The organism is Mesocryomonas lacus, assembly GCF_055730135.2.
Window position 1 is genome coordinate 18,982 of sequence record NZ_JBUZWE020000015.1, and the last position, 26,400, is coordinate 45,381.

Sequence of the window (26,400 nt, forward strand, 5' to 3'; positions counted from 1 at the left end):
AAGCTGCCGCATCGAAGAGTTCAGAGGCTGGGAGGCCAACATGACGCGATTTCAACGACCGGGGTTCGCCGCGCTGGCACTTTTGATGTCGGCCGGGCTGGCATCGGCCCAGACGGCGGCGGGCGCGAAGACGGCGGCACCGATCCTGCCGTCGAACGACTACCCGACGGTCGCCACCGCCGACTACGTCTTCGGCTGCATGCAGGCCAACGGCAACACGCCGCAATCGCTGCAGCGCTGTTCCTGCTCCTTCGACGTCGTCGCCTCGATCGTGCCTTATGACGAGTATGTCGAGGCGTCGACCTATCTCTCGATGGGGCAGGTGTCCGGCGAAAAGGGCGTGCTGTTCAAGACCGGCGTCGAGTCCAAACGGGTGATCGGCGACCTGCGGCGCGCCCAGGCCGAAGCGGAGATCCGCTGCTTCGAGTGAGCGGGAAGGTGGGTTGTTTTGACGCGGAGTGTCGGGGCAACCGGAGAGGAATGGACCTCGACGAAACCAATGGTTTCGCTGGGATCAAGTCCGGCATGACAAAACTGATAAGACTCAGTTTTGCTTTCAGTCCGGCGACAAGCCAAGTCGGTGCACCGGTCGACCCTCTCCGATACTCTGGAGAGCGTACGCCCGCCCTTGCCTCGCTTACGAACTGCCGGCCAGAAACGTCTTCTCGAACACGGCGCCTTCGGTGTCCGTCGCCTTGGCGGTGAAGGTGGCATCGGCGCCGCCGGTGTAGTCGAAGCGGAAGTTCGGGTCTTCCGAGATCGAGATGCCGCCGGACATCGAGAACACCAAGGCGTCGCCGCGCTTGACCGTGAGGTCGGAGACGAAGTGCGCGGGGATGTAGAGCAGCGTCACCTGGTCCTTCTGCAGGCCGGAATTGTTGGGGTGGCGGATCATCAGCTGTGCCACGTCGCGGCCGGCATTCGGGCCTTCCTCGGCGCCGAGTCGCTTCAGCCGCATCTCGCCGAGGCTTTTCGCCGCCGCCGCGGCGTCCTTGGCCGCCGGGGCCGCACAGCCGCCCGCGGCCTTCACGAAGCGCTTGACCATGTAGAGCGTGCCGTCGTCGGCCTCGGCAACCGCGTGGATGTCGGTATAAGCGTTGACGCGCACGCGCGTCTCCAGCGTCGTCAGCCCCGACTGGTCGCCGAAGGTGAAGGTGGCGGCGACCGGCGAGGGGTTCTCGTCGATCACCAAGGTCAGCTTGCGGATGTTCTTGGCTGGATCAACGACCAGCTTGATGGGGACGAGGGCGGGATCGGCGGCGCGGGACGGCGCCTCCAGCGTCACGATGCCGGTGCCGTCGAGCATCGGCTTATCGTCAAACACGTCGGTGACGAGGCCCGGCCAGGACGATTGCGCCGAGGCCGCAGCTTCCTCCGGTGTCGGGGCGGATCCGGCGAGGGCGATCGACGTCGTGACCGACAGCAGTGCGGCGGTAAGGCCAGCGGAAACAAGAATGCGGCTTGGCCGGAGCGTGTGGGCACAGAGTTGCGAACGGATCATGACAATCTCCCAGTCGGCGCCGTCCGCGTGTGCCCGCCGCGGTTTTTCTGGATCGCCTGGACCAAGTTTGCCGCCGGCGGCCGGAAAGCTCAAGCGTGGTGGGGTCTTATGGTGACCATCAGCGGGCACATTGGCGTGAGGTCGCCACCGGGCGGCATCCTCGAGATCGTCCAGATTCGCCGCCAGGCGACCATTCCCCATCATCTCACCGGATGGCCGGGCCGACGTCGGTGTCGCCGGATCCGCTAACGAGGGGACCTCGCAAAGGCTGCCAGGAAGGGAGAACGAGGGCTGCGTCCCCGTGCCGCAAGCGATCACCTAGTCCTTTGGTCGAGCATTAGCGGAGGCGACGCTGTTGACGCAATCGTCAACCGGCCGCGAGGGGAAGCCAGATAATTAGAAGGGAATCTTATCACCGCCAGAGTTTCCGCAGGACTGCCGAGAACGCGAAAGTCGTTGGCGACAAATTGGGCTGATCGCACAAGCTTTAGCCAGCAGCCAGAGCAGTAGACACGCTCGCTAAAACTTTGGAAAAATAAGGCAAAGCCAGCGAAAAATGTCAGTTTTTGCCGGGCGGCTTCGCGGCTATTCAAGATATGTAACAGGTGAGTGCAAGCATGGACTGGGGATGCCGGAGTATCGCCAACTGAATTTAGTGCGATGCAACAGATCTATGCTGCAATGCACGCAATAATTCTTGGTTTGCGAGCTTGCGTAGCCGTCATCTTCAGCCTAGCGTGAACCATGGTTTCCGGCTTCAAGGTCGGCGTGTTGGGAGCATGCCGAATCTCGAAGGCCACGGTAGGGCAAGATCAACGGTGCCCACCAAGACCCCTATTGGCGGTCGTGACACGCTGCCGGGAACCTTCCCCCATATAAGATGTGAGCGGTCGCACGCGGACATTTCCGTTCGCGGGAGCCGAACGGGTGATGTTCCTTGGGAGGAATCTGATGCTGAAGATGATGACGAAGGCGGCGCTGGCGACAAGCCTGCTGATCGGTCTGGGAACCGCAACGGTCTATGCCAACGAAGCTTTGTCCGAGCTGGCGAAGAATCCCGCCGACTGGACGATGCCGACCGGCGACTACGCCAACACACGCTACTCCGCGCTCGACAAGATCAACAAGTCCAACGTCAAGGAACTCGTCCCGGCTTGGACCTTCTCGACCGGCGTGCTGCGCGGCCATGAGGGCAACCCGCTCGTCATCGGCACCACGATGTATGTCCACACGCCTTTCCCGAATATCGTCTACGCGCTCGACCTGAAGGATAACGGGTCGATCAAGTGGAAGTATGAGCCGACCCAGGACCCGAACGTCATCCCCGTCATGTGCTGCGACACCGTGAACCGCGGTGTGGCCTTCGCCCCCGGCGCCGACGGCAAGCCGGGCACGGTGATCCTTCACCAGGCCGACACCAGCGTCGTGGCGCTCAACGCCGATACCGGCGAAGTGCTGTGGAATATAAAGAACGGCGACAGCACTAAGGGCGAGACCGGCACGGCCGCGCCGATGGTCGTTAAGGACAAGGTGCTGATCGGTATCTCCGGCGGCGAGTTCGGCGTGCGCGGTTCTATCACCGCCTACAACCTCAAGGACGGCAGCAAGGCCTGGCGGGCTTATTCGACCGGCCCGGACGCGGAAATGCTGTTCGACCCGGCCAAGACGACCTCGCTCGGCAAGCCGGTTGGCGCTGACTCCTCGCTGAAGAGCTGGGAAGGCGACCAGTGGCAGATCGGTGGCGGCACCACCTGGGGCTGGTATTCCTACGATCCTGAGCTGAACCTCGTCTATTACGGTACCGGCAACCCGTCGACCTGGAACCCCTCGCAGCGGCCGGGCGACAACAAGTGGTCGATGACCATCATGGCGCGCGATGCCGACACGGGTGTCGCCAAGTGGGTCTACCAGATGACCCCGCATGACGAGTGGGATTTCGACGGCATCAACGAGATGATCCTGGCCGACATCGACGTCGGTGGGCAGCCCCGCAAGGTGCTGACGCATTTCGACCGCAACGGCTTCGCCTACACCCTCGACCGCGCGACCGGCGAGCTGCTCGTCGCCAAGAAGTACGATCCGGCGGTGAACTGGGCGACCGAAGTCGTCATGGACAAGAACTCGGAGCAGTACGGCCGTCCGCAGGTGGTGGCGCAGTATTCGACCGAGCAGAACGGTGAAGACGTGAACTCGACGGGCATCTGCCCGGCGGCGCTCGGCACCAAGGACCAGCAGCCAGCGGCCTACTCGCCGAAGACCAAGCTGTTCTACGTGCCGACCAACCACGTCTGTATGGACTACGAGCCGTTCCGTGTCGCCTACACTGCTGGTCAGCCCTATGTCGGCGCGACGTTGTCGATGTATCCGGCCCCGAACAGCCATGGTGGCATGGGCAACTTCATCGCCTGGGACGCCGGCAAGGGTGAGATCGTCTGGTCGCTGCCCGAGCAGTTCTCGGTCTGGTCGGGTGCTCTCGCCACCGCGGGTGACATCGTCTTCTACGGCACCCTTGAGGGCTACCTGAAGGCGGTCGACTCGACCACCGGCGAGGAACTCTACAAGTTCAAGACCCCGTCGGGCATCATCGCCAACGTGATGACCTACGAGACGGACGGCCAGCAGTACGTCGGCGTGCTCTCGGGCATTGGCGGCTGGGCGGGCATCGGCCTCGCAGCCGGCTTGACCGATCCGAACGCCGGTCTCGGTGCCGTCGGTGGCTATGCCGCGCTGTCGAAGTACACTGCGCTCGGCGGCCAGCTGACGGTCTTCACCGTGCCGAACCAGACGGCCACGAAGTAGACCTCGATCCCTCCCTCCGGCCCGCCGTCCTCCACGGCGGGCCAACCGGCCCTGCACCCGACGAGCGGCCCAGGTCGTTCGCCGGGTTTTTCATGTCTTCGGCCCGTTAGATTGCGGTGCTGCAAACTGTCGCAAGGAGGAATGCGTGTGCATTAAAGACTTGCGTTCGATCCCTTCTTCACGTGCTCTTTAGGGAATTAGCCGACATTTGCGGATGAGCTTGGCAGCCGCCGATCGTTATAGGCAAAAAGGTTTCAGTATCACGGCGTCGACCGTTTTGGTCGGTTCTTCGTACCCCGATATCCATGAGGTTAAGATGACTCGACAGCTTCTCGCGCTTGCAGGCAACCTGGTTCTGTCCACCGCCATGCTGACCACGGCGACCCTGGCCCCCATGTCCATGGCGAGCGCGCAGCAGGCTCCCGCCGAGATCGTGCCGGCAGCCCCCGCCGGCGCGGCCGCCCCCGCACCTGCGGCTCCCGCTGCCGCGGCACCGGCAGCACCGGCAGCAGCACCAGCCCCTGCGGCGGCTGCTCCGGCGGCACCGGCCGCCCCCGCAGCAGCTGCGGCGGCACCGGCGGGCGACGCCGCTGCGGCTGGTGGCGCGATGTCCGCCGACAGCAAAGCGAATGGCACCGCCGCCACCCCCGGCGAAGAGGGAAAATTCGTCGATTCGGCTGGCAATCCCATCTACAGCAAGGCTGCCGACGGCACCTTCGACTACTATGCCTGGCGCGGTTATAAGAAGTATTCCGCCAACTGCATGCAGTGCCACGGGCCCGACGGTCTAGGCTCGTCCTTCGCACCGAACCTGACCGAGCAGCTGCAGCGGATCAACTACTACGATTTCACCGGCATCATCGTGAACGGCCAGCAGAACAAGTGGCATCCGGTCAATTCGATCATGCCGGCTTGGGGTGAGGACCTCAACGTGATGTGCTTCCTCGATGGCATCTACGTCTATCTCAGAGGCCGGGCGGACGGCGCGATCGGGCGCGGTGAGCCCAAGAAGCCGAAGGTCAACAAGGAAGCGCAGGCGGCTGAAAACGCCTGCCTCGGCTTCTGACGATGGCCTCCCGCTTCGTCATTCTCGGCGGTGCCCTGATGCTCGCCTTGACGGCGACGGCGGGAGCACAGGACCGGGAGTTCGGTGGATCCATCGAACTCGTCGATCCCAACGTGCTGCGGGTCTGTGCCGACCCCAGCAACCTTCCGTTTTCCAACGAGAAGAACGAGGGTTTCGAGAACAGCCTTGCGACGTTCGTCGCCGAGAAGCTCGGCCGAAAATCGGTCGCCTACAGCTTCTTTCCGCAGGCGACCGGCTTCGTGCGGATGACGCTCGGCGCCAATGCCTGCGACGTCATCATGAGCTATCCGCAAGGCGACGAATTGGTGCAGAACACCAATGCCTATTACCGCACCGCCTATTCGCTGGTGGTGGCGAAAGGCGGACCGCTCGACGGGGTCGACGTGATCGGGGATCCCCGCCTGAAGGGCAAGGTGATTGGCGTCGTCGCCGGCACGCCGCCGGGCACCTACATGGCCCGCGCCGGCCTCATCGGCAAGGCGCGGGGCTACCAGCTGATGGTCGACACGCGCTACGACAACTCGGCGCAGAAGATGATCGGCGATCTCGACAAGGGCGAGATCGATGCGGCGATCCTCTGGGGCCCGCAAGCCGGCTTCTACGCCCGCAAGTCGGATAAGGACTACACCGTCACGCCGCTGGTCAAGGAGCCGAAAGGCGGCCCGGCGATGACCTTCCGGATCACAATGGGTGTGCGGGTCTCCGACCAGGAATGGAAGCGGACGCTGAACACCTTGATTCGCGACAACCAGGACGCCATCAACGAGATCCTGATCTCCTTCGGTGTGCCGCTGCTCGACGAGCAGAACCGTCCGATCGTCTCGAAAAAGGGCGGCTGATGCGGGGACTGCGCTGGATCCTGGCGGTCTCGGCGGTTTCCGCCGGGATCAGTTCGGCATTCCCGGCGCGGGCCGATGAGCCCGCCTCCACCGCAGTCGCGCCCGCTGTCGCCGTTACAGACGCTGCCGGTACCACCGCCGCCGTCGCCGAGCCGGCTGGCTACCGGACGGACGATTACCGCTCGCCGACCCCGGCCTCGCTGAAGGGGGCCGATGTCGTCGACACGGCGGCCGTAAAACGGCTGTTCGAGACGAAGGCCGCTGCCTTCATCGATGTTCTGCCAAGGGCGCCGAAGCCGAAGGGTCTGCCGGCGGGGACCGTCTGGCATCCTAAACCCCGCGCCGATATTCCGGGCTCGATCTGGCTGGTCGATACCGGCTATGGCGCCTTGCCGCCGGAGATGCAGACCTATTTCGAGGCGGGGCTCGCGCGTGCGACGGGCGGCGACAAGGCCAAGCCCTTGGTGTTCTACTGCCTCCGCGACTGCTGGATGAGCTGGAACGCCGCCAAGCGCGCTGTCGCTAGCGGCTACAGCGCAGTGTCCTGGTATCCGGACGGCACTGACGGCTGGAGCGAGGCAGGCCTTCCGCTGGAGCGGAGAGAGCCGGAGAAGCGGCCGGAGGAGTAGTGCGCTGGGCGCTTACTCCAGCGCGACTTGCCGCGACCTTTCAGCTTCGTCATCCCGGACTCGATCCGGGATCCATTCCTCAGCACGTCCGCTTTGGTCCATCTCAGAACATAAGGGAAGGTCGCCCCTTACCCCGCTCGTTCGGCGATTTGGAATGGATCCCTCGCGAAACCAAGGGTTTCGCGGCGATCAAGCCCGGGATGACGACCGTGATCGGTTCGTCGCCAAATGACGAGTTCCCAATGATTGGACGTCGGCCCGAGAGTCGAAGTCGTTTTACGGAAAATCCAACGCGACATCGGCGTCCCTGCCACATCCTACCTTACAGCGCGCCGCTCATCGCCCGGCCGAGCGCGAACAGGCGTTGTTCGATCAGCGTCGGGACCTCGCAGACATAGGTCAGTGATCGCCGGCGCTCCTCGAAGACCCGGGTATCCCAGAGGATCGCCTGCTGGGCATCGGCGGCCTTGGCATCGCCCTTGGTGCGGAGGTCGCTGAGGGCCGCGTTCTCCTGCCGCAGCTTGTCGGCCAGCGCCTGCTGGTGCGCGCCGTAGCGCTCGATGCCGCGCATGATCTGGCTGCGCTCGTCGTTCATCAGTTTGAGCAGTTCGGAAAAGGCCGCGGATGCAGCGGGCGCACGCTGGTCGGCCGGCAAGGCTTTGACGAAATCAACGGCGGTCTTTTCGGCCTCCGGCAGGGGCAAGCGGCGCGCGGCGACGGTGGCGACGAGCTGCCGCATGGCGTCGGTGCGCGGCACGTCCGCGGCCGCTTCGAGCGGCGGTCCCGGCCAGACCTGGCCGGCGTCGACATGGTCGACCTTGCGCTGGACGCAAGGCCATTGGTGCCGGCTGCCGGTGCCGGTGCCGAGGATCTGGGTCGTGCCCGCGCTCGGCAGGACGAAGCTCTGCGTTGCCACATTGCTGCCGGAGGAACTGGGGACGACGCCGGGCGACACCACGGCGCCGGCGGTCGTCCCCGGCGTAGAGGTCGGCACGGCGCTGGGCGCGGTCGCGCCGGGGGCGGGGGTCGTGCCGGCGGGGGCATTGGTCGGGGCGGGGCCGGGCAGCACGAAGCCTTTCGGGATCTCGCGCGGTGCCGGGGCTTGCGCCCGTGCGGGGCTGGTCCACGCCGTGCCGGCAAGGCCTGTGCCGGTCAGGGCGATGAGGCAGGCGGCCATTGCCGCTGTCCTGGTGTTCGCCATGTCATCCCTCCCAAGATGTTTTTGGTCTGTCTTGTCGGTCTATCAGCCTAGCCTAGGCTGGCCGGCAGAAGGTAAGTGCGATGCCCGTCCCTGCCGCTACTGCCGCTTGCGTCCGATCAGGCCACGGGCCGGGTCGTAGGCGAGGATCGCCCCGCCGAGGAACAGCGCCGTGCATCCCAAAACAATGCCGAAGGCCATCCAGTTCATCTGGCCGTAGAGCGCGAAGCGGATCAGCTCGACGGCGTGGGTGAACGGGTTGGCCTGGCAGAGCCGGTAGAGCGCCGGACTGGATTCCAGAATTCGCCAGAGCGGGTAGAGCGCCGAGGAGGCGAAATACATCGGGAAGATCACGAAGTTCATGACCCCCGCGAAATTCTCCAGCTGGTGGACCAGCGAGGAGAGCAGCATGCCGAGCGCGCCCAGCATCAGACCGGAGAGCACCAGCGCCGGAAACACCGTGAGGTAGCCGATGGCGGGTGGGCGCACTTCCCAGAACCAGGCGATGGCGAAGAAGACGTAGACCTGGACGATCGACACCGCGACGCCGGCGAGCAGCTTCGACACCAAGAGGAACCAGCGCGGCAGCGGGCTGACCAGCAGCGTCTTCATCGAGCCGGTCTCGCGGTCGTAGACCATGGAGAGCGAGGACTGCATGCCGTTGAACAGCTGGATCATGCCGATCAGGCCCGGCGTGATGTAGACTTCGTAGAGGATGTAGGTCTGGTAGGGCGCGACGATCGAGACGCCGAGCACCTGGCGAAAGCCCGCGGCGAAGATGAACAGCCAGAGCAGCGGGCGCACCAGCGCCGAGATGAAGCGCTCGCGCTGGTGCAGGAAGCGCAAGGCTTCGCGCCAGACGATGCCGGCAAAGCAGATGGCGTATTGCCCGGCGGTGAAGCCGTCGCGGCCCGTGTCCGCGGCCTCGGCGCGCTCGGCGATGGTGCTCATGGCTGGAACTCCGCAGGCGGGGCGCCGTCGAGGCGGACGAGGCCGGTGAGGCTGGCGAAGGCGTCGCGTACGGTCGACGCGCCCTGTTCCTCGACGATATCGGCGACGTTCCCTTCCGCCAGCACCTTGCCGTGGTGGAGGACGACGACGCGGTCGCTCTCCTCGATCTCGTCGATGAGGTGCGTCGCCCAGAGCACGCTGACGCCCTCCTGGCGCACCAGGCGCCGGACCTCGGCGACGATCTCGGCACGGCTGCCGATATCGAGGCCGACGGTCGGCTCGTCGAGGAGGATCAGGCGGGGGGAGTGCATGAAGGCGCGCACGATCTCGACCCGCCGCAGCTGGCCGCCCGACAGGGTGCGGGCCTTGTCGCCGAGCCGGTCGGCGAGATCGCTGCCGGCGAGGATCTCGGCGGTACGGGCCCGCGCGACCTTGCCGGGCAAGCCATGCAAGGCGGCGTGGTAGGCGAGGTTCTGGCGGATGGAGAGATCGAGGTCGAGCGTGCGGGCCTGGAAGACGACGCCGAGACGGCGCAAAGCCTCGCCGGGATGGCTGGCGAGCGATCGTCCGAGGATCGAGATCTCGCCCTTTTGCGTGTTGTAGAGCCGGGTGATCAGCGAGAACAGCGTCGACTTGCCGGCGCCGTTCGGCCCGAGCAGCGCGGTGAAGCTGCCCTGCGGCACGCGAAACGAAACGTCGCCGAGCGCCAGCCGGCTCCCGTAGGAGTGGCTGACGCCGACGACGTCGAGGGCGGGCGCCCCATGCACCGCAGTGCCGGGCCTGTCGCGCGAATCGATGAAACCCATGCTTCCCCTTGTGGTGCCGATCGCGGTAGCGGGCCGACGCTCGGCGCCGGCTCTGCTTGTGAACCTAGGGCATTTCTGCCGCAGGGTGACCCCATCGCGGAAGGCCCCCAGCCGCCGCGCGCGAAGGGCGTGGATCAGGGGATGACGGTGATCGTGCCTTGCATGTCCTGCGCCCCTTCGAGGCCCTCGATATGCCATTCGTAGTCGCCGGGGCGGATGGTGGTGAACTGGAGGGCGATGGTGCCCTTGTCGTCATATTCCAGCCAGGCGGGCGGGCCGGCCATATGGACCTCGAGATCCGAGATGACGATCTGGTTGAACCAGACGTTGCGGAAGAAGTCGTTGGCGTGGAACTTGTATTCGAGATCGCCGGCGGAGGTGATCTTCCAGCGATAGCCCTGGCCCGACCGCAGCACGAAATGCTTGTGGTTGGTGACGAAGGGCTTGTCGGCGGAGCCGAGGATCATCTCGGGAATGTCCTGGCTGGACTTCGAGACCTCGGGCAGGCCGAGCTGCTTGGCGTTGAGGGCGCTGGCCGGCATGCCCTTGCCCGGCTTCTCGGCCGGGGCCATCGGCGAGGCCTTGGCGGCTTCCGCGGGGGCGGCGGCGTCGTCGTCGCCATCATCATCATCGTCGTCGGCCTGGGCAAGCAGCATCTTGCCGCCCCCGGCATGGGCCGTCTCCGCATGGGCCAGGGTCATCGGCGCGAAGGCGAGCGAGGCCGCGATCAGCGACAGCCAGACTGGTTTCATCAAAAATTCCTCCCGTGTCATTGTTCTTGGGTCCGCCGCTCTGCGTCAGCGGGCCTTGGCGAAGACCGAAAGCTTTGGCCTCAGGGTGCCTTAACGTCGGCGATGGCGACGCCCCAGGGCTGCTGGCCGACCTGCACCGACTTGATCACCTCGTCGCTCTCGACGTCGACGACCGAGATGTCGTTGGAGATTCCATTGGTGGTGTAGAGGTATTTGTCGTCGGGCGAGAAGGCGAGCTGCCAGACCCGCTGGCCGACGAGGAGATAGTCGGTGACCGCGTAGGTCTTGGTGTCGACCACGGCGACGCGGTTGGCGGGCCCGAGCGCGACATAGGCCTTGCTGCCGTCCTTGGTGATGCGCACGCCGACCGGCTGGATCGATTCGGAATTGATGCCGGGGATGGCGAAGGTGATCTTGTGGGTGATCTCCTTGCTCGCATTGTCGATGACGCTGACCGTGCCGCCGATCTCGGCCGAGACCCAGATCTCCGAGCCGTCGTGCTTGTACTGGGCGAAACGCGGGCGGGAATCGACCAGGACGTTGGCGACGATCTGCTGGCTCTCGCGGTCGATGAAATGCGCCATGCTGGTGGTTTCGGACGTGTTGACGATGGTGTTGCCGTCCGGCGAGATGCCCATGCCCTCCGGCTCGACGCCGACCGGGATCTCGATGACGCGCGTGCCGTCCTCGAGGTTGATCACGGTGACGAGGTTGTCGTCCTCGTTGGCGACATACATGCGCGTGCCGTCGGGCGAGGCGACCATCAGCTCAGGATCGGGGCCCGATGGGAGGGTGCCGATCTTCTCGTAGGTCGTGGTGTCGTAGATCTCGATCGTGTCGTCGTCGCTGGCGCAGACGTAGACCTTCTTACCGTCCGGGCTGGTAACGATGCCGCGCGGCCGCTGGCCGGCCTTGATGGTGTGAATGATCTCGTTGGTCTCGCCGTCGAGCACGGTGACGTCGTTGCCCTTCTCGTTGGAGACGAAGACCTTGTAGGCGAAGGCGGGCGATGCCGACATCAGGAGCGTGGCGGCAAACGCCGCAGCGGTGAAAGTCCTCATCATTCCTCCCGTCGGCCCCGTTCGGAGCTCGTTGCCGGGGTTTTTCCCCCGGCTCTTCCTTCAGGCTTTCGCCTCCCGGCAATCGTCGGTGCGATCGCCCTTGAGGGCAAGCGCAAAGACCGCCGCTCCCCTAGTCTATTCGTCGCGGGTCGCTCCCGGTCCCTCCGGCAGATGTCGCACGGGCAGAAACGGCCGCGCCCGAAGGCTTGCAAGGCTCGAATCTCTCCCGGGCTCCGGCTCATTGGGAAAGACCGGAGCCACGGGAGTGTTCACGAGATGCCTTCCGACGGGTGATCGCCTTGGGAGAGCGAGAACGGAAGCCTGCCTTGCAACACCGACGCTAGCGAGGACCCGCCCGGCGCGCCATGGGACAAGTTCCCGTTGTCGGTGGACGAGGGCGTTCGGCCTTGGGCCGGGATGCTGCGGGAGACATGGAGATCCGAGATGCCGCGGCCAGCGTTTTGTTCGGCCAGAGTTAGAAGACGGCGAGGTTGGGTGGAAAGGAGACTGGCAGCTTTCGGATCGTGCGGGCCAAGAAGCTGACGGTCGTCGAACTCTGGAAAAGCACAGTTCGTTGCTGAGGCACGTAGCGGCAATCTGGCGGTCCCACGTCTGGTCGAAAGCGGGCGCTACTTGCCCAACCATCTTGCTCGCAGCGCATCACTCAGCTTTTGGCCAACCTGCCATCGCTGCATCCACGATCCCCATCAGCTTGCTGCGTCCAGCCCCGTCCTTGGCAAGCGTCGACATACCCTGGACCACCGCGAAGACATGGCCTGCCAGCGTCTCTGCGTCCGATCCCCATGGCAGAAGACCATCGCGAATGTCTCGCTCGATGCGGGCACGCAACGCCGCCTCAATGCCCCGGCGGATCGCAGCCAGTGTCTCGCGCACGGTGTCGGCATCGTTGGAACTCGTCACGAGAGAACTCGCGAGGAGGCATCCTGGCGGCGTCTCGTCGCCGGTGTCACCGAGCACGGCGGAAACCAGAAGGTCGCGGGCGGCATCATAGGCGCTCGCCGCGCCCGCGATGCTCTGTTCGACGGCTTCAAGTCCCCCCAGATAGCGTTCGACCGCTTCCAGGAAAAGGCGCCGCTTGTCCCCGAACGCGGCGTAGAGACTAGGAGGCGTGATCCCCATCGCACGCGTCAGATCGGCGACGGACGTTGCCTCGTACCCATGGCGCCAGAAGAGATGCATCGCGCTGACCAGCGCCGCATCCCGGTCAAAGGAGAGCGGTCGCCCCGTGCGTCGCGCGGCCGGAGGAGGCAAGGGTTCCATATCGCTCGCTATAGAACCCTTGACCGGGTCGATCAAGCTGGCTAGACGGCTTACATAGCGATCACTAGGAAACGATCTCATGTCCATGACCACCTATCGCACGCTGGGCCGATCCGGCCTCGTCGTCAGTCCTCTGGCGCTGGGGACGATGACCTTTGGCGTCGGTCGGTGGGGCATGGAACGGCCTGAAGCGGAGGCTGTCTTCGATGCCTATGTCGAGGCGGGCGGCAATCTCGTCGACACGGCCGACGTCTACGCCGGCGGCCGCAGCGAGGAGATGCTCGGAGCCATGATCGCCGATCGCGGGCTTCGCGACAGCCTCGTCGTTGCCACCAAGTCCGGCTTTTCCGCCGGGCGTGGCTCCCATGCCGGAGGCAATGGCGCCAAGCATGTGCATGCCGCACTGGAAGGGTCGCTGCTCCGGCTTGGAACCGACTACATCGATCTCTACTGGGTGCATGTCTGGGACTCGGTGACGCCTGCGGAGGAACTGCTAGAGACGATGGCGGGCCTCGTAAGAGCCGGCAAGATCCGCTATTGGGGCCTCTCCAACGCACCTGCCTGGTATGCCGCCAAGATTGCGACGCTGGCGTCCGCCCACGCGATGCCGGGGCCGATCGCGCTCCAGTATTTCTATTCCCTGGTCAGCCGCGAGGTCGAGGCCGAGCACCTGCCGCTCGCCCGGGACATGGGCCTTGGCCTGATGCCGTGGAGCCCGCTTGCCTACGGTCTGCTGACGGGCAAGTACGATCGCGCCGCAGTCGAGGCAGGCATGCCGCGTGCCGGCGGCCTTCCCACCGACGTCGGAACCGGCGTCTCCCGCCCGAAGAACGACAAGCGTCTCGATGGCAGCAATCCCTTCGGCGATACCCTCTTCACCGAGCGCAACTGGCGGATTGTCGACACCCTTCGCCATGTCGCGGAGGCGATCGGCGAGACGCCGGCCCGGGTTGCGCTGGCTTGGGTTCTCTCGAAGCCCGGCGTCGACACGGCCCTGATGGGTGTGAGCCGAGTGTCGCAAGTCCACGACAACATCGCCGCGACCGAGCTTCGCCTGCCCGCCAAGCAGATTGCAGTCCTCGACGAGGCCAGCAAACCGGAGGGGGCAATGATCTACGGCCTCTTCACGCAAGCCGCACGCCAAAACCTTGTCTTTGGCGGAAGCAATGTCGTCGATCGGGGGTAGCGACACTTCGACGAATTTTCGTCGGAAGGCATTTTGGATCCCTTCTCTTGCGTCCATCGGGCGGCCGCCACGGTGTCCGCTTCCGAGCCTTGTCCGCAATGTGGCAAGGACCATCTCGGGTCGTGAGCGGAAGGCCCAGTTCCGGGCGTCCGTTTCCTCTGCCGATCGGGTCGACTGGGTGGAAATCTGTCTGTCCGCTTCCGAGGCAGCTTTGCGGATAGCTTGCTTCCACTACGGCATAAGGTCGGTATCGCCGGAAGGCCTATCTCGGCGTACTTCCGGTGTGTCGTCACAGCGGCGTTACGGCATAGACTAAAGCCATAGTTTGGTATTTTGACGAATAATGGTCACATTCAACGCTGCGACGACACTTCGGGAGTTCGAAGATTGTCTCGTTGAGACTTTGCAAGCCTCCCGCAAACTCCCTTCCCGGGCGCATTCGCGTTCAGGATCACTGCGATGGAGACTCCGATGGAACTCGTTACGCCCGCCCAGTTCTCACTTGTCTACAATGCCTTTTCTTTCACGTTCGCGACGATGGGCGCGGCCACGGCGTTCTTTTGGCTCAGCCGTTCGCAGGTCGCCCCGGCATACCGTACAGCTCTCACGATATCGGGGCTGGTTACCGGGATCGCGGCTTATCATTACTTCCGAATATTTGAGAGCTGGAACGCAGCCTATACGTTCAGGGAGGGTATCGTCACTGCTACAGGTTTTGCGTTCAACGATGCGTACCGATACGTTGATTGGCTTCTTACGGTTCCGTTGCTGCTGGTCGAACTAGTGCTTGTCATGCGGCTGTCTCGTGAAGAGACGACCTCCAAGGCGCTCCGTCTTGGTTCGGCTGCCGCCTTGATGATCGTGCTCGGATACCCCGGTGAAATTGCCACGGATATTCCGACTCGCGCGATCTGGGGTGCGCTGTCCTCGATACCGTTCGTCTATATCGTTTGGGAATTGTTCGTCGGTCTTGGCAAGTCGATCCAGCAGCAGCCTGCAACGGCGCAAAATTTGGTGCGCAAGGCGCGCCTTCTGACGTTTGCCTCTTGGGGCTTCTATCCGATCGTCTACATGGCACCCTACACCGGACTGACCGGAGGAACGGTGACCACGACTATTCAGATTGGCTACACAATCGCCGATATCGTCGCCAAGGCCGGACTTGGCATCCTTGTCTTCCTGATCGCCGTGCGAAAGTCGGAAGCTGAAGCCATTGGACTGAAGATCCAGACCGCCTGATGCGAGGCAAGACGTGTTGCACCCCCTTAGACAATCCGCTCTTCGCGCCCCTATCGGGCACGAAGATGTCGTCTATCCAGCCTTCTGGATCGCAGCCATCGCACTTCTCGTCGCGATTATGTTGCGGGCACCGCTCGAGCAACCGTCGTCGGTTGCCGCAGCGACGGTTCTGTTCATCGGCGGCGGCCTTCCGCATGGTGCCTATGACATAGCATTGCTGCGGCGCGCCGTGACGCTCGATCGATTCGGCTTGGTGATGGTTATTGGCGGCTACGTAGCGGTCGCCGCTCTTATGGCAGCCTTATGGATGAGCCTGCCGCTCATCGCCCTCGTCCTCTTTTTGGGAGTGGCGGCTGTGCATTTTGGCGAGGATTGGCAAATGCTCGACGAACCATTGCTTCGCTTTGCAGCCGGTGCTGCGATCATCGCTGCGCCGACCATCGGTCATCCCAGCGACGTAGCTGAGCTGTTCATCTCGATGAGCGATCCGCGTGCGGCAATTCTGGCCCAAATCATCATAGCGTCTGCGCCTGTGTCTTTGTTGATGACGGCCGTTGGCATCGCAGCGGCTTGGCGGAACGGGAGCAGAAATTGGGCAGCGGCGATGGCGTTCTGCCTGGTGCTGCTCTTGATCCTGCCTCCCATCGCCGGTTTTGCGCTCTTCTTCGTTTTCCTACACTCGCCGCGGCACCTCGCGCAGACGCGGACCCTTCTCAGCGACATGACGCTGGCTCGATGGATCTTCACCGGTGCGATGCTTTCCAGCGCGGCTATCGTCGGCTGGTGGGCTCTGCGGAGACTGGCACCGGAACTCGTCGACGTCAGCATGGCTGCCCAGGCTTTCCAACTTTTGGCGTCGGTTGCCGTGCCGCATCTTATGCTGTCGCAGTGGATTGAGAAGCGGATCATCTGACGAAAGCCTTGGCGGAGCTTCGATAGCCAGGACGATAACTCGTCAGAGAAAAAATGGCGATTATTCCCCGTTCTAGCATAAGCGCGGTCCTCAGGCCAAGACTTCAAACGCGTCATGGGGCCTGAACTGCCACAGCATGAGATCATCGATGGCGCTGTTGGGATGGCCCTTGGACGGTGAGCGTGATGACGACGGCCATGTAGGCTGTGGATCGACGCTGTTGAGCTTGCAGGTCTCGATCCGCGAGGCGATCACGGCCTAGTGGCCGGCGCCGCCGTCAGAGCCGGGCCGGTAACGAACGGTTTGGGTTGGATCCCGCCTAGGGCCGCACTCGGATAAAAACTGCCTGCTCGAACCTCCCATTATTTAAGTGCCATCAAATCACACCGTCTGTAAGGTAAGCCGCAGGGGGAGGGTGGACCATTTGATGGCAAAGGGGGAGAGTGGTGTTTCCTATCAGCACCGCCACATTCGTCTTGTAATCGACAGCCCGATTCCGTCGGTGATCAGCGATCCGAGATTGCCGGACAATCCGATCGTCGCCTGCAACGATGCGTTCTGCCAGCTTACAGGATATTCCGTCGATGAAGTTGTGGGGCGCAACTGCCGTTTCCTCTCTGGACCCGCGACTGAACCTTGGCTGACCGAGGAAATCCGCCGCGGCGTGCGCGAGCATCGTCCGGTGCTGGTCGAGATTCTGAATTATAAGCGCAGTGGCGAGCCGTTCCGCAATGCGGTGCTAGTGGCGCCGATATATGACGAGCAGGACGCCCTTCTGTACTTCCTAGGTTCACAGGTCGAGCTCGACGTCGACGCGATGGCCCCGTCGAGCATGCGCCGAATTCGTGCCGCCGAGATGGTCAAGGGGCTTTCTCCTCGGCAGGGACAGGTACTGAAGCTAGTGGCCAACGGCCTGCTCAACAAGCAGATTGCCGCCAAACTCGAACTTGCGGAAAAGACGGTGAAAATGCACCGCTCGATCCTGATGGATCGACTTGGCTTGAGGACGACGGCCGACCTGATCCGTCTTGCCGTCGAGGCGGGCCTCTAGCGGCGCCTAGCTCCCGGATACGGCTTACACCCCGTATCCACGCCCCACTCGACAAGGGCCTATCGTCCATCTAGTGCCGTAGCGCCAATGGCGCAGAATCCCCAGGGTGGGATCTTGAGGGCCGCCGAAGCATGGACAGCGACGTCGAATAAGTCGCGACGCTGTTGCCCATGTCCGGTCTGGTGCCCCGCCATCTCGACATCGCGCCGCTTCTCGGTGAGGTAAACCGGCAGCTTCGCGAAAAGGCCGACTACACGAAGAGGCGCATTGCCGTGAGCGCTTTTGCTACGCTTCTCGGCGACGACTCGGACTTTCTCCTCCCGCCCGTGCATCGCGACCTCTAAGAGCCTGAGCGAAAAGGAGTTGAGCGATATCAGCAGGTTGTGATTTCGCTAAGTTGTCGAAATGATGGGGAATGCAGATGGCCTGGGATGATACCGCTCGGCTTGAGCATAACGTCAAAAACGGGCAAGATGCCATAGAGTTCATCGAGGTCTAAATGGGGACGGCATGAGGGGGCGCGGAGGACATGACGACTGTCGATAAAGCAGACAACGGCAACGATCTGAAGAGGGCCGTCGCCTGGATGCTGATGTTGCCACTTGTCGTGGCTTGGCCCATCCTGTCGACCATGTCCCTTCTGACTTTGTTAGTCGCTGGGCTGACGCCGATCGTCTACGCGGTCCAGTTCATGCTCTTCGTCACAGGATTTTGGTCGGCACTCGGCGGCTACCTGATCGTGAAATACATCCGTGGTCTAAGTGAGAAGCATTCTCATGCGCCGAAGCCACTGCTTGTCGAGCGCGAGGTAGTAGTCGGCGGTTATATATCGGTCTGGACCGTGTTCTACGCAATTGCCGCTTTCGCCAGCTTTTGATCTGTCAACGGGCGCCGGATGATGGGGCCGCAGCGACTTCGTGTGTGTGAGGCCTGTTCGTTTAAGAGCTTGAGCGAAAAGGAGTTGAGCGATATCAGCAGGCTGTGATTCCCGTACGTTGTCGAGACGATGGGGAACAGAGATGGCCTGGAATGATGCTGCTCGGCTTGAGCATAGCCGCAGATGAGTTCGCTATCCAAACGACCTGTCAGAGAGGGAATGGGCGCTGATTGCGCCGATACTGCTATCGGCCAAGCGTGGCGGCAGGCCGCGGACGACCTGCCTGCGGGAGGTCATGAACGCCGTTCTTTACGTTTCCTCGAGGGGTTGCCAGTGGCGAATGCTGCCCACTCATTTTCCGCCGGCCTCGACGGTTCGGGGCTATTTCTACGGCTGGCGTGACAGCGCCCCTCTTTCAACGATCAATGACGTTCTGGTCATCGGCGCCCGTGAACTGGAAGGGCGCGAGGCCAGCCCGACAGCCGGCGTGATCGATAGTCAAAGCGAGCAGGGATGGAGTTCGCCAGCGAGCGTGACGGCTGGCGCCTGCCCTCGACAGACTCGCTGTTTCTCCAGGATAAACTCGACGGCACTTATCTCCTGGCTACACGCCTCAAGGCGCGGATCGACGTGAAGGCGATGCCGTCGTCATCTCGGCCGATAGTTTGCACCCGCGGCCGGGCCCACTCCCGCCCGGCCGCAGGTCTCTTCGTTAGCCCTTGGGCAGAAGTACCGCGTCGATCACGTGGATCACGCCGTTCGTGCACTCGATGTCGGCGGACACCACATTGGCACCATCGACGGTAACGCCATCAGTCCCGTCCACGTGTACCGTCGCGCCACCGGCGGTCTTTGGGTCCATTACCTTTCCGGAGACATCCGCCGCCATAACCTTGCCAGGGAGGACATGGAGCAAGAGGATCGCGGTGAGTTTTTCCTTGTTCTCGGGCTTGACGAGGGAATCGACAGTCCCGGCAGGCAGAGCCGCGAAAGCCTCGTCGGAGGGGGCGAAGACAGTGAACGGGCCGGCGCCCTTTAGCGTGTCGACGAGGCCTGCGGCAGTCACGGCAGCTACGAGCGTCGAGAACGAGCCCGCGGCGACGGCGGTGTCGACGATGTCATGTGTGGAAGCGGTCATTTCAGTTTCCTTCGAAGGCGGCAGAACACCGAACGAGACGAATGCTCGGAATTGCCTGCCCATGGTTGTCCATACGGGCGTCTTCGTCCCCGTTTCCAACCATCGCATCGGGCGGCGGGGCTCCCAATACGGGCTTTGGGTCACCTTGATGCCTGATGCCTGATGCTTGGGGTGAATTCAAAACACGCTGGGGCAACCATAGACAGCCCTACGAGCATAGTAGAATGCCCGCGGCATTCTGCTTTAAAGTAGGCGCTGGGAACTGGTTAGTGGGTGCCTACCTCGTGGGAAGTCTGAGTGCGGCAAGGCGCTGGAGTTTGGGACGCACCCGAAGAAATGCGCGATACCCTCGCTCTAGGATGGCGAGCACCCAAGGTCGCCGTGCAATCATTCCAATCGGACGCAGAATTGGGATCGCACGCCACATCGCCGCAAACGCCGCCGCACCGTCAAGCATCACTCCGTCCTCGCGAGCGTGGAAACGTGCGAGCAATTTGGCCCGGTCCACTGGGCATCCGAGACCATCTTCGGTAGCGTCGACGAACTGGATCACGCCGTCACGGTCGAGCCGCCGCATTAAGGCGATTTCACGGCGACAGAGCGGGCAAGATCCATCGTGCCATACGGTCAGCTTGTTCATGTCCGGAATGTAGGAAGCCACTCCCTAGATCCTACCCGCTGTGCCGATATGTCCGATGCTAGCCGAAGGAGCCGAAGCGGCAGTTAAGCTCGGCACGAGCCGCATCGGAATTCATACATATTCGGTGGTCCTTGAACGTCGAGCCAATCAGGAATGGGGTGTCGATCGCTCCCATTCGACCGCTCGCTACGGCGTCGATGACGATCCGGGTTGTCAGGTTCAAGGCGTCGATGTAGACCGGGTCGTCGTAATCTGCGGGAACAGTGCGCCTCGCTGGCATCCAGCGCTTGGTCAGCATATGTGCGAAGAACTTGTCATTCACCGTCGAGGTGGTCGAGGACGAGTGCTGGGGAGACAGCATGTATCCGAGGGTCTTGTCGCAGCCTGCTGTCAGCAACGTGTCGGTGCGCTCGGCGATCGACGGTTTGCCGTAACGCATTGCCCAGTCGACCACTACCTGCGTGTCGCCGGCCATCCGGATGGCCAACTTCTCGCCCTGCGCCCGCGTAAAGTGCGCAGCGGCGACTCGTCAAGTTCCTTATTCCAGATCGAGGCATAGGCTTTGCCCGACCGGGTCGGGCGCGTGGTGAGCACGATGCCGTAGAGGATCGGGTTCCACGACCATGGCGACAGTTCGATCACCCGCTTGACTGAAAGGAACTATTTAAGGTAACGCCGCATCGGCATGTAGCTGGTGCAGTCCGGCGTTGCCAACCCATGGGAAACGCACTCGGCGTCGCAGTGCCGCGTACGCGCTTGGCGATCCTTGCTGCGGCGGGCCTTGCTACCGCGGGCGGTGTCCTGATCGTCGGCCCGCTCAGCTTCGTGGGCCTCATCGCTCCGCAGCTCAGCCGAGCCCTCCGCTTCTGAGAAACAGGGGGGCATCTCATCGCCTCGGCGGTGTCGGTGCCCCCGTCATTGTCCTAACCGACGGCCAACACGGCTGTTTCCAAACGAAAGTCGGCGGGAATCCTGGCCATCCTGTTCGGCGCACCGTATTTTCTTTGGGCAGTAAGACCACGTCGCCGAAGCTAAGTGTTCAACTCTCCCCATCCCCATGCAGGCTGAGACTCACATAACTGAGACGATCGAAGCTGACCGCGGATAATTCGAGATCTGACGTCCGCTTTTCGGCATGCGGTTAAAAGCGACGGATGACAAGAGTGGGTCGGCACTTGCCATCCGCCCGCTGTCTAGAAAGCTCAACTTCCTGCCGCCCCTCAAATGTCCCCCGGCTCGAACATCCGCCCGCCCCGCGTCTCAATCGCCAGCCGGATCAGATCCGACGTCCTTTCCACCCCAAGCTTTTCCTTGATGCGGGTCGAGGTGTTGGCGATGGTCTTGTAGGCGACGCCGAGGCCGTCGGCGATGTCGGAGAGGCTCTTGCCGTCGCCGAGCATGTGCAGGATCTCCAGCTCGCGGGTCGACAGTTTGCGCGTGGTGGCGGCGGCGCCGAGGTCGCCGAGGGTTTCGGTGTCGACATAAGGCTCGCCGCGCGCCGCCTTGCGGATGGCGGCGAGGAGCTCGTCCGAGGGGGCGCTCTTCGAGACGTAGCCGAGCGCGCCCTCGCGCTGCGCCGAGGTGGCGTAGACGAGGTCGGAATACATCGAGAAGACCACGATGCGGGCGTTCGGATCGTCCGCCCTCAAACGCCGGAGCACGTCGAGGCCGCTGCCGCCCTTCAGGTTGATGTCGAGGACGACGACGTCCGGCCGCGTCTTGCGGAAGGCGGCGAGCGCCTCGGAGGGCGTCTCGGCCTCGGCGATCTCGGTGGCGGGAATGGCGGCAACGAGCCGGCGCACCCCCTCGCGCACGATGACATGGTCGTCGACGATGAGGATTTTCAAGCGGCTTGCCTCGCGCCGGGGGTCGGCGCCGTGTGGGGATCGACCGCGCCGGCGGACCCGTTCGCGCTGATGGGGTCGGCAGCCCCGGCGGCGAGCGCACCGGGAGAAGGCATGTCGCGGCGGGCGGAGCGGGGCAGGAAGCCGGTCACGGCGACGCCGGCGGGCAGGCCGATCTCGACGAGGTCGAGCGTGCCGCCGATCGCCTCGACCCGCTCGCGCATTCCGATCAGCCCATAGCCCCCTGTCGGGCCCTTCGCGCCGAAGCCCCCGCCATCGTCGGCGATGCGGAACGACACCCGGTCTGCGGCCGTGCGCAAGGCGATGCTGATGGTGCTCGGCCGGCCATGGCGCAGCGCGTTGGCCAGTGCCTCGCCGGCGACGCGGTGGAGCACGGCGTCGAGCTCGGCGCCGAGCTCCTCCTCGCAGACCTCGAGCCGGAACAGGATGTCGGGATGGCGGAGGCGCGCTGCGGCGACGAGGTGGCCGAGGGTTCCGTCAAGGCCGATGCCGGGCATCAGCCCGGGGCGCAAGGTGCCGAGGATGCGTCGGACCTCCAGCCTCGCCTGTCGGGCTGCCTGCCGGATCGCCGTTGCCCGCTCGCGCCGCGGCTCCGTGCCGTCGCTGCTCCCCGCGGTGTCGGCGATGTGGGCGGCGTCGACGTCGATGGCAAAGAGCAGCGGTCCGATGTCGTCGTGGAGGTTGCGGGCGAGCTCGGCGCGCTCCTCGTCCTGCAGCCGCAGCAGCTGTTCCGACAGGCGGCCGTTCTGCCGTGCCATGGCGGCGAGCCGGTCGGCCATGTCGTTGCAGCCGGCGGCGAGCGCGGCAAGCTCCGGCGGGCCGCGCAGCGGCAGCGGGGCGGCATAGTCGCCGCGGCCGATGCGGCGGAAGGCCTGCGTCAGGTCGCCGAGCGGCGCCAGCGCGCGACCGACGACGAGGAAGACGAGGCCGAAGGCGAGGGCCAGGAACAGCGCGAGCATGCCGAGATTGAGCACGAGATCGGTCCAGACCTCGGCGATCTCGTTGATCGGAACCACCACCAGCATGGCCGCCACCACCGGCGCGGCGTTCGGCGGCAGCGGGATCATGTCGCTCATCCGCTGCGGCGCGAGCACCCGCTCGAAGGCGGCGGGCACCGATATCTCCGGCGGCGACAGATGCGATTGCAGGCGGACGCCGCCGAAGGCGTCGATCAGCAGCAAGCGGACGTGGCGGTCGCCGTCGAAGGTGCGGATGAGACTCTCGAGGTCGCGCTGGGGCGCGGCGGAGCCGGGGAGCGCGGCGATCAGGCGGGTGATGCCGTTCGCCGCGACGCTGCGTGCCGCCGACATCTCGGCGGCGATCCGGTGCTGCGCCCGGATGTAGCTCATCACCCCGCCGACGATCAGGATGACGACCGTCAGGAGCGCGATGGTGGCCGCCAGCCGTCCTCTCAGCGACATCGTCGCTTGTCCTTCCGATGCCCTGTGGTCGGGATCTTATACGCTGGCCGGCCGAGGCCCGGCAAATGCCGCCGGGCGAGCGCCAAAACGCTCAGAAACGGCACTTCGTCTCCGGCTTGTCGACGCCCAGCGTATCGAGCTCCGAGCCCTGGTGCAGGAACCCTTCCTGCGGCGAGCTGGAGACGACCGAGGTCTCGTCGCCGAGGAGGATCGGCTGGCGCAGCTGCCAGTTCCAGTCGCGGAAGGTCAGCCGCTGGCCCTTGAAGGCGGCGACGGTGAAGTCGGGGCCCTTGATGAAGGCATCGAGCTTCTCCGGCTCGAGCGACTGGGTACGGGACGCCGCCTCGCCGACGACGCGCACGGCGGTCCAGACCTGCATGTCCTTCGGCAGCATGCGCCGACCGATCGCCTTCTCGAAGCGGTTCTGGATCTGCGCCCCGCCCCATTGCTCGGAGGCGGGATGCCAGGAGCCGGGGACGAGGCCGGCGGTGCCGGCGACCGGGCGCGGCACCCAGGTGTGCCAGGGGATGTAGCTGCCGAACACCTGGCTCTCGTCGGCGACAAGGACGACGTCGTGGTCCGGCAGGCCTTGCATGAACACCGGGATCTGCCGCTGCACCAGCGCCTGGCCGGAATCGGTGGAGCGGGCGCCGCCCTTGTCCTCGAAGACGCGCTCCTCGAGAATGGTCCCGCCGAACTTGCGGGCGGAGGTCTTCATCGCCTCGGCAAAACGCTTGTCGGCCTCGTGGCTGCCGGAGATCAGCACCCAGTTCCGCCACTGCTTCCACATCAGGTACTGCGCGAGGCCATCGGTCAGCATCGAGCGGGTCGGCGCGGTGTGCAGCATGTTGGGCCGGCAGTTCTCTTCGCGCAGGGAATCGTCGACCGCGCCGGCATTGATCACCATCGCGCCCTTGGCCGCGGCCTTGTCGGCGACCTTCAGCGTGTCCTCGGGCCCGAGATCGGTGACGATGTAGTGGACGCCTTCGGCGAGCATCTTGTCCGCAGCGGGCGAGATGTCCTCGCCGGGCTTGGAGGTCACGGTCTCCAGCTCGAAGTGCTGGCCCATGAAGCTGCCGGTGGTGTTGTTGTCGGCAATGCCGACCGTGCCGCCGGCGAGGCCGTCGTCGGCCGGCGGGATGTCGAGCACCGACAGCGCGAGCACGCGCTCATAGGTTCTGAGGAAGCCGATCTTCAGGGTCTTCATCGCGACGCCCTTCGGCGCGAAGGACGCGGCGGGTTTGGGCGGCGCGGCTTGCTGCGCTGCGGCGCCGGTGACGAGAAGGCCGAGGCCGACGACGGCCCCCAGCACGGGCGCGAGGATATGGTTCGGCTGGCAGCGCATGGCGCCTTCCTCCCTGTGTGCGCCCGGCCTTCCTCTCGCCGGAGACGGCGGAGGATTTATCTTTGTCTCATGACCTGACGGCGCTAAGTCATGGGTCGGCGGGCGCCGATTGACGTGCATGAGGAGCAAAAACGCCATGCGAAGACAAGTCGGACTTTTTCCCGTTCTGTTGATCGGCCTTGCCGCGTTGCCGGCTCTCGCGCTGTCCCGGCCGGCCGATGCCGCCGAGAAGAAGGTGGCGGTGTTCGATTTCGAGCTGATCGACACCAGCCTCGAGGGCGAAATTAATGGCGTCAATCCGGCCCAGACGGCCCGCCTCGTGACCATGGCGCCGCGGCTGCGCGCCGACATAGCGGCTGAGCCGGAGATGAGCGTGCTCGACATCGGCGAGAAGGCCGCGCAGCCCAAGGACCGGCCGTTCTCGAAGTGCGAGAAATGCGCGCTCGAGCTCGGCAAGGAGCTTGGCGCCGACATCGTCATCACCGGCACCGTGCAGAAGGTCTCGAACCTCATCCTCAACATCAACGCCTACGGCCACGAGGTCGCGACCGGCAAGCTGGTCGCGCAAGGCAGCGCCGACATCCGCGGCAATACCGACGAGATGTGGGGCAGGGGCCTCGAGGCGCTCTGGAAGAACACGCTGAAGAAGCAGTTCAAGGCGATCGAGAGCAATCCATGAGCCGGATGCCGGCCGAGATCAAGATGCTGGCGAGCGTGACGGGGCCGGAGGAGGCCGCCGTCGCGCTGGCGGGGGACGCCGACTTCATCGACCTGAAAGACCCGTCGAAGGGCGCGCTCGGGGCGGTGTCGCCCGAGGTTCTTTCCGCGACCATCGCCGAGATCGCCGGCCGCCGGCCGGTCTCGGCGGTCGCCGGCGATTTGCCGATGGAGCCGGAGGCCGTGCGGGCCGCGGTCCTCGCGCGCCGCGCGGCCGATTTCGTCAAGGTCGGGCTGTTCCCGGCGGACCGAACCGCACGGCGGGCAGTGATCGCGGGGCTTGCCGATCTGGCCGAGGAGACCCGGCTGATCGCGGTGTTCTTCGCCGACGGCGATCCGGATTTCGCCTTGCTCGACGATCTGAAGGCCGCCGGTTTCCACGGCGCCATGATCGACACGCTTGGCAAGGACGGCGGTGGCCTGCTGAAGCATATCGCGACCGGGGCGCTGGCACGCTTTACCGCCCGGTGCCGAGCGCTCGGCCTCGTCAGCGGGCTCGCGGGTTCGCTCGAGGCCCCCGATGTGCCGCGGCTGGCGGTTCTCCAGCCCGACTATCTCGGCTTTCGCCGCGCGCTGACCGGCGGGGCGCGCGATGCTGCGGTCGATCTCGGCCGCATCGCGGCGCTGCGCAGCCTCATCAGCGCCGAAAGCCGGCAGGCCGGGCAGGGCGTCGGCGATCCCGAAGACGCCGCCAACGCGCTGGAGAGCGCCGAGACCGACCTCATCTTCGTGCGCGATTTCGTGCAGGAGATGGAGATCGGCGCCTACGGCTTCGAGCGCGGCCGCCGGCAGACGGTGCGCTTCTCGGTCGAGGCCGACGTCGTCCGCGCGCCCGTCCGGCCGGGCGAGATGGCCGACATCTACTCCTACGACCTCATCATGGACGCTGTCCGCAGCCTCGTCGCCTCCGGCCATACCGACTTCGTCGAGACCCTGGCGGAGGAACTCTCGGCGACGCTTCTCGGTGATCGGCGGGTGCGGGCGGTCAGGGTGAAGGTGGAGAAGCTGCAGCTCGGGCCCGGTGCCGTCGGCATCGAAATCCGGCGGAGGCGACCCCACTAACGCCGCGCCGGCCGCGCAAACTTGCATGGCTGACAGGGAAGC

General features: G+C 64.4%; 25 protein-coding genes and 3 pseudogenes. 14 read left to right on the plus strand and 14 right to left on the minus strand.

Going from position 1 to position 26,400, the window contains the following annotated elements:
- The first annotated feature begins 40 nt into the window (after nucleotides 1-40).
- A complete protein-coding gene (locus ACZLZY_RS20715) occupies nucleotides 41-430 on the plus strand; it encodes a hypothetical protein (protein WP_472935949.1) in 390 nt (129 codons plus the stop codon).
- A 207-nt stretch (nucleotides 431-637) separates the two neighbouring features.
- Here ACZLZY_RS20715 and ACZLZY_RS20720 read toward each other — a convergent pair whose 3' ends face one another.
- Nucleotides 638-1,501 (minus strand): quinoprotein dehydrogenase-associated SoxYZ-like carrier, encoded by an 864-nt coding sequence (locus tag ACZLZY_RS20720; RefSeq protein WP_472935950.1) that lies wholly within the window; start codon nucleotides 1,499-1,501, stop codon nucleotides 638-640.
- Nucleotides 1,502-2,452: 951 nt separating this feature from the next.
- Here ACZLZY_RS20720 and ACZLZY_RS20725 point away from each other — a divergent pair.
- The 4 genes from ACZLZY_RS20725 (at nucleotide 2,453) to ACZLZY_RS20740 (ending at nucleotide 6,855) form a co-directional block, all read left to right on the plus strand.
- Nucleotides 2,453-4,300: a methanol/ethanol family PQQ-dependent dehydrogenase gene (locus ACZLZY_RS20725; protein ID WP_472935951.1), complete on the plus strand. Its 1,848-nt coding sequence runs from the start codon at nucleotides 2,453-2,455 to the stop codon at nucleotides 4,298-4,300.
- Nucleotides 4,301-4,520: 220 nt separating this feature from the next.
- On the plus strand, nucleotides 4,521-5,366 hold the full coding sequence (locus ACZLZY_RS20730) for a c-type cytochrome (protein ID WP_472935952.1): 846 nt from the start codon (nucleotides 4,521-4,523) through the stop codon (nucleotides 5,364-5,366).
- Nucleotides 5,367-5,368: 2 nt separating this feature from the next.
- Nucleotides 5,369-6,226 (plus strand): substrate-binding domain-containing protein, encoded by an 858-nt coding sequence (locus ACZLZY_RS20735; RefSeq protein WP_472935953.1) that lies wholly within the window; start codon nucleotides 5,369-5,371, stop codon nucleotides 6,224-6,226.
- The gene (locus ACZLZY_RS20740; protein WP_472935954.1) at nucleotides 6,226-6,855 is read left to right on the plus strand and encodes a PQQ-dependent catabolism-associated CXXCW motif protein; all 630 of its coding nucleotides are present in this window, start codon (nucleotides 6,226-6,228) and stop codon (nucleotides 6,853-6,855) included. Before ACZLZY_RS20735 ends, ACZLZY_RS20740 begins: the two co-directional genes overlap by 1 nt.
- 322 nt (nucleotides 6,856-7,177) lie before the next feature.
- On the opposite strand, the gene ACZLZY_RS20745 is transcribed toward ACZLZY_RS20740, so the two are convergent.
- From ACZLZY_RS20745 to ACZLZY_RS20770, 6 genes are all read right to left on the minus strand, one after another.
- The gene (locus tag ACZLZY_RS20745) at nucleotides 7,178-8,056 is read right to left on the minus strand and encodes a hypothetical protein (protein WP_472935955.1); all 879 of its coding nucleotides are present in this window, start codon (nucleotides 8,054-8,056) and stop codon (nucleotides 7,178-7,180) included.
- 96 nt (nucleotides 8,057-8,152) lie between these two features.
- Nucleotides 8,153-9,004 carry a lanthanide ABC transporter permease protein PedC gene (locus ACZLZY_RS20750; RefSeq protein WP_472935956.1) on the minus strand — a complete coding sequence of 284 codons (852 nt, stop codon included), beginning with the start codon at nucleotides 9,002-9,004 and terminating at the stop codon, nucleotides 8,153-8,155.
- The gene (locus ACZLZY_RS20755; protein ID WP_472935957.1) at nucleotides 9,001-9,810 is read right to left on the minus strand and encodes a lanthanide ABC transporter ATP-binding protein PedB/LutE; all 810 of its coding nucleotides are present in this window, start codon (nucleotides 9,808-9,810) and stop codon (nucleotides 9,001-9,003) included. The genes ACZLZY_RS20750 and ACZLZY_RS20755 overlap by 4 nt, the downstream gene beginning before the upstream one ends.
- A gap of 134 nt (nucleotides 9,811-9,944) precedes the next feature.
- The gene (locus ACZLZY_RS20760) at nucleotides 9,945-10,562 is read right to left on the minus strand and encodes a cupredoxin domain-containing protein (RefSeq protein WP_472935958.1); all 618 of its coding nucleotides are present in this window, start codon (nucleotides 10,560-10,562) and stop codon (nucleotides 9,945-9,947) included.
- 80 nt (nucleotides 10,563-10,642) lie between these two features.
- Nucleotides 10,643-11,626 (minus strand): PQQ-dependent catabolism-associated beta-propeller protein, encoded by a 984-nt coding sequence (locus ACZLZY_RS20765; RefSeq protein ID WP_472935959.1) that lies wholly within the window; start codon nucleotides 11,624-11,626, stop codon nucleotides 10,643-10,645.
- Between the two features lie 657 nt (nucleotides 11,627-12,283).
- The gene (locus ACZLZY_RS20770; RefSeq protein WP_472935960.1) at nucleotides 12,284-12,991 is read right to left on the minus strand and encodes a TetR/AcrR family transcriptional regulator; all 708 of its coding nucleotides are present in this window, start codon (nucleotides 12,989-12,991) and stop codon (nucleotides 12,284-12,286) included.
- On the opposite strand from ACZLZY_RS20770, the gene ACZLZY_RS20775 reads away from it, so the two are divergent.
- The 3 genes from ACZLZY_RS20775 (at nucleotide 12,984) to ACZLZY_RS20785 (ending at nucleotide 16,242) form a co-directional block, all read left to right on the plus strand.
- On the plus strand, nucleotides 12,984-14,090 hold the full coding sequence (locus ACZLZY_RS20775; RefSeq protein ID WP_472935961.1) for an aldo/keto reductase: 1,107 nt from the start codon (nucleotides 12,984-12,986) through the stop codon (nucleotides 14,088-14,090). The genes ACZLZY_RS20770 and ACZLZY_RS20775 overlap by 8 nt on opposite strands.
- Before the next feature lie 471 nt (nucleotides 14,091-14,561).
- Complete coding sequence (locus tag ACZLZY_RS20780; RefSeq protein ID WP_472935962.1) at nucleotides 14,562-15,329, plus strand: bacteriorhodopsin-like; 768 nt, start codon at nucleotides 14,562-14,564, stop codon at nucleotides 15,327-15,329.
- A 13-nt stretch (nucleotides 15,330-15,342) separates the two neighbouring features.
- Nucleotides 15,343-16,242 carry a Brp/Blh family beta-carotene 15,15'-dioxygenase gene (locus ACZLZY_RS20785; protein WP_472935963.1) on the plus strand — a complete coding sequence of 300 codons (900 nt, stop codon included), beginning with the start codon at nucleotides 15,343-15,345 and terminating at the stop codon, nucleotides 16,240-16,242.
- A gap of 90 nt (nucleotides 16,243-16,332) precedes the next feature.
- Here ACZLZY_RS20785 and ACZLZY_RS20790 read toward each other — a convergent pair.
- Nucleotides 16,333-16,527: pseudogene (locus ACZLZY_RS20790) on the minus strand (transposase domain-containing protein); the annotation flags it as partial.
- A 142-nt stretch (nucleotides 16,528-16,669) separates the two neighbouring features.
- Here ACZLZY_RS20790 and ACZLZY_RS20795 point away from each other — a divergent pair.
- From ACZLZY_RS20795 to ACZLZY_RS20805, 3 genes and pseudogenes are all read left to right on the plus strand, one after another.
- Nucleotides 16,670-17,293: a PAS domain-containing protein gene (locus ACZLZY_RS20795; RefSeq protein WP_472935964.1), complete on the plus strand. Its 624-nt coding sequence runs from the start codon at nucleotides 16,670-16,672 to the stop codon at nucleotides 17,291-17,293.
- A gap of 529 nt (nucleotides 17,294-17,822) precedes the next feature.
- On the plus strand, nucleotides 17,823-18,170 hold the full coding sequence (locus ACZLZY_RS20800) for a hypothetical protein (RefSeq protein WP_472935965.1): 348 nt from the start codon (nucleotides 17,823-17,825) through the stop codon (nucleotides 18,168-18,170).
- 142 nt (nucleotides 18,171-18,312) lie between these two features.
- Nucleotides 18,313-18,675: pseudogene (locus tag ACZLZY_RS20805) on the plus strand (transposase); the annotation flags it as partial.
- Between the two features lie 207 nt (nucleotides 18,676-18,882).
- On the opposite strand, the gene ACZLZY_RS20810 reads toward ACZLZY_RS20805, so the two are convergent.
- The 3 genes and pseudogenes from ACZLZY_RS20810 to ACZLZY_RS20820 form a co-directional block, all read right to left on the minus strand.
- Nucleotides 18,883-19,308 (minus strand): fasciclin domain-containing protein, encoded by a 426-nt coding sequence (locus ACZLZY_RS20810; RefSeq protein ID WP_472935966.1) that lies wholly within the window; start codon nucleotides 19,306-19,308, stop codon nucleotides 18,883-18,885.
- Nucleotides 19,309-19,585: 277 nt separating this feature from the next.
- Complete coding sequence (locus ACZLZY_RS20815) at nucleotides 19,586-19,969, minus strand: thiol-disulfide oxidoreductase DCC family protein (RefSeq protein WP_472935967.1); 384 nt, start codon at nucleotides 19,967-19,969, stop codon at nucleotides 19,586-19,588.
- A 199-nt stretch (nucleotides 19,970-20,168) separates the two neighbouring features.
- Nucleotides 20,169-20,662 (minus strand): annotated as a pseudogene (locus ACZLZY_RS20820) (ferrochelatase); the annotation flags it as partial.
- 3 nt (nucleotides 20,663-20,665) lie between these two features.
- Between ACZLZY_RS20820 and ACZLZY_RS20825 the strand changes: the two are divergent.
- Nucleotides 20,666-20,818 carry an iron chelate uptake ABC transporter family permease subunit gene (locus tag ACZLZY_RS20825; protein ID WP_472935968.1) on the plus strand — a complete coding sequence of 51 codons (153 nt, stop codon included), beginning with the start codon at nucleotides 20,666-20,668 and terminating at the stop codon, nucleotides 20,816-20,818.
- 350 nt (nucleotides 20,819-21,168) lie between these two features.
- Here ACZLZY_RS20825 and ACZLZY_RS20830 read toward each other — a convergent pair whose 3' ends face one another.
- From ACZLZY_RS20830 to ACZLZY_RS20840, 3 genes are all read right to left on the minus strand, one after another.
- A complete protein-coding gene (locus ACZLZY_RS20830) occupies nucleotides 21,169-21,795 on the minus strand; it encodes a response regulator transcription factor (RefSeq protein WP_472935969.1) in 627 nt (208 codons plus the stop codon).
- Nucleotides 21,792-23,234, minus strand: a complete 1,443-nt coding sequence (locus ACZLZY_RS20835) for a sensor histidine kinase (protein WP_472935970.1) — start codon at nucleotides 23,232-23,234, stop codon at nucleotides 21,792-21,794. Before ACZLZY_RS20835 ends, ACZLZY_RS20830 begins: the two co-directional genes overlap by 4 nt.
- Nucleotides 23,235-23,325: 91 nt before the next feature.
- Complete coding sequence (locus ACZLZY_RS20840; protein ID WP_472935971.1) at nucleotides 23,326-24,579, minus strand: lanthanide ABC transporter ABC transporter substrate-binding protein PedA1; 1,254 nt, start codon at nucleotides 24,577-24,579, stop codon at nucleotides 23,326-23,328.
- Between the two features lie 136 nt (nucleotides 24,580-24,715).
- Between ACZLZY_RS20840 and ACZLZY_RS20845 the strand changes: the two genes are divergently transcribed.
- Both ACZLZY_RS20845 and ACZLZY_RS20850 read left to right on the plus strand, forming a co-directional pair.
- Nucleotides 24,716-25,258, plus strand: coding sequence for a DUF3280 domain-containing protein (locus ACZLZY_RS20845; RefSeq protein WP_472935972.1), 543 nt, complete (start codon nucleotides 24,716-24,718; stop codon nucleotides 25,256-25,258).
- Entirely contained in the window at nucleotides 25,255-26,358 is a 1,104-nt protein-coding gene (locus tag ACZLZY_RS20850) for a (5-formylfuran-3-yl)methyl phosphate synthase (RefSeq protein ID WP_472935973.1), read from the plus strand. Before ACZLZY_RS20845 ends, ACZLZY_RS20850 begins: the two co-directional genes overlap by 4 nt.
- Nucleotides 26,359-26,400 lie beyond the last annotated feature (42 nt).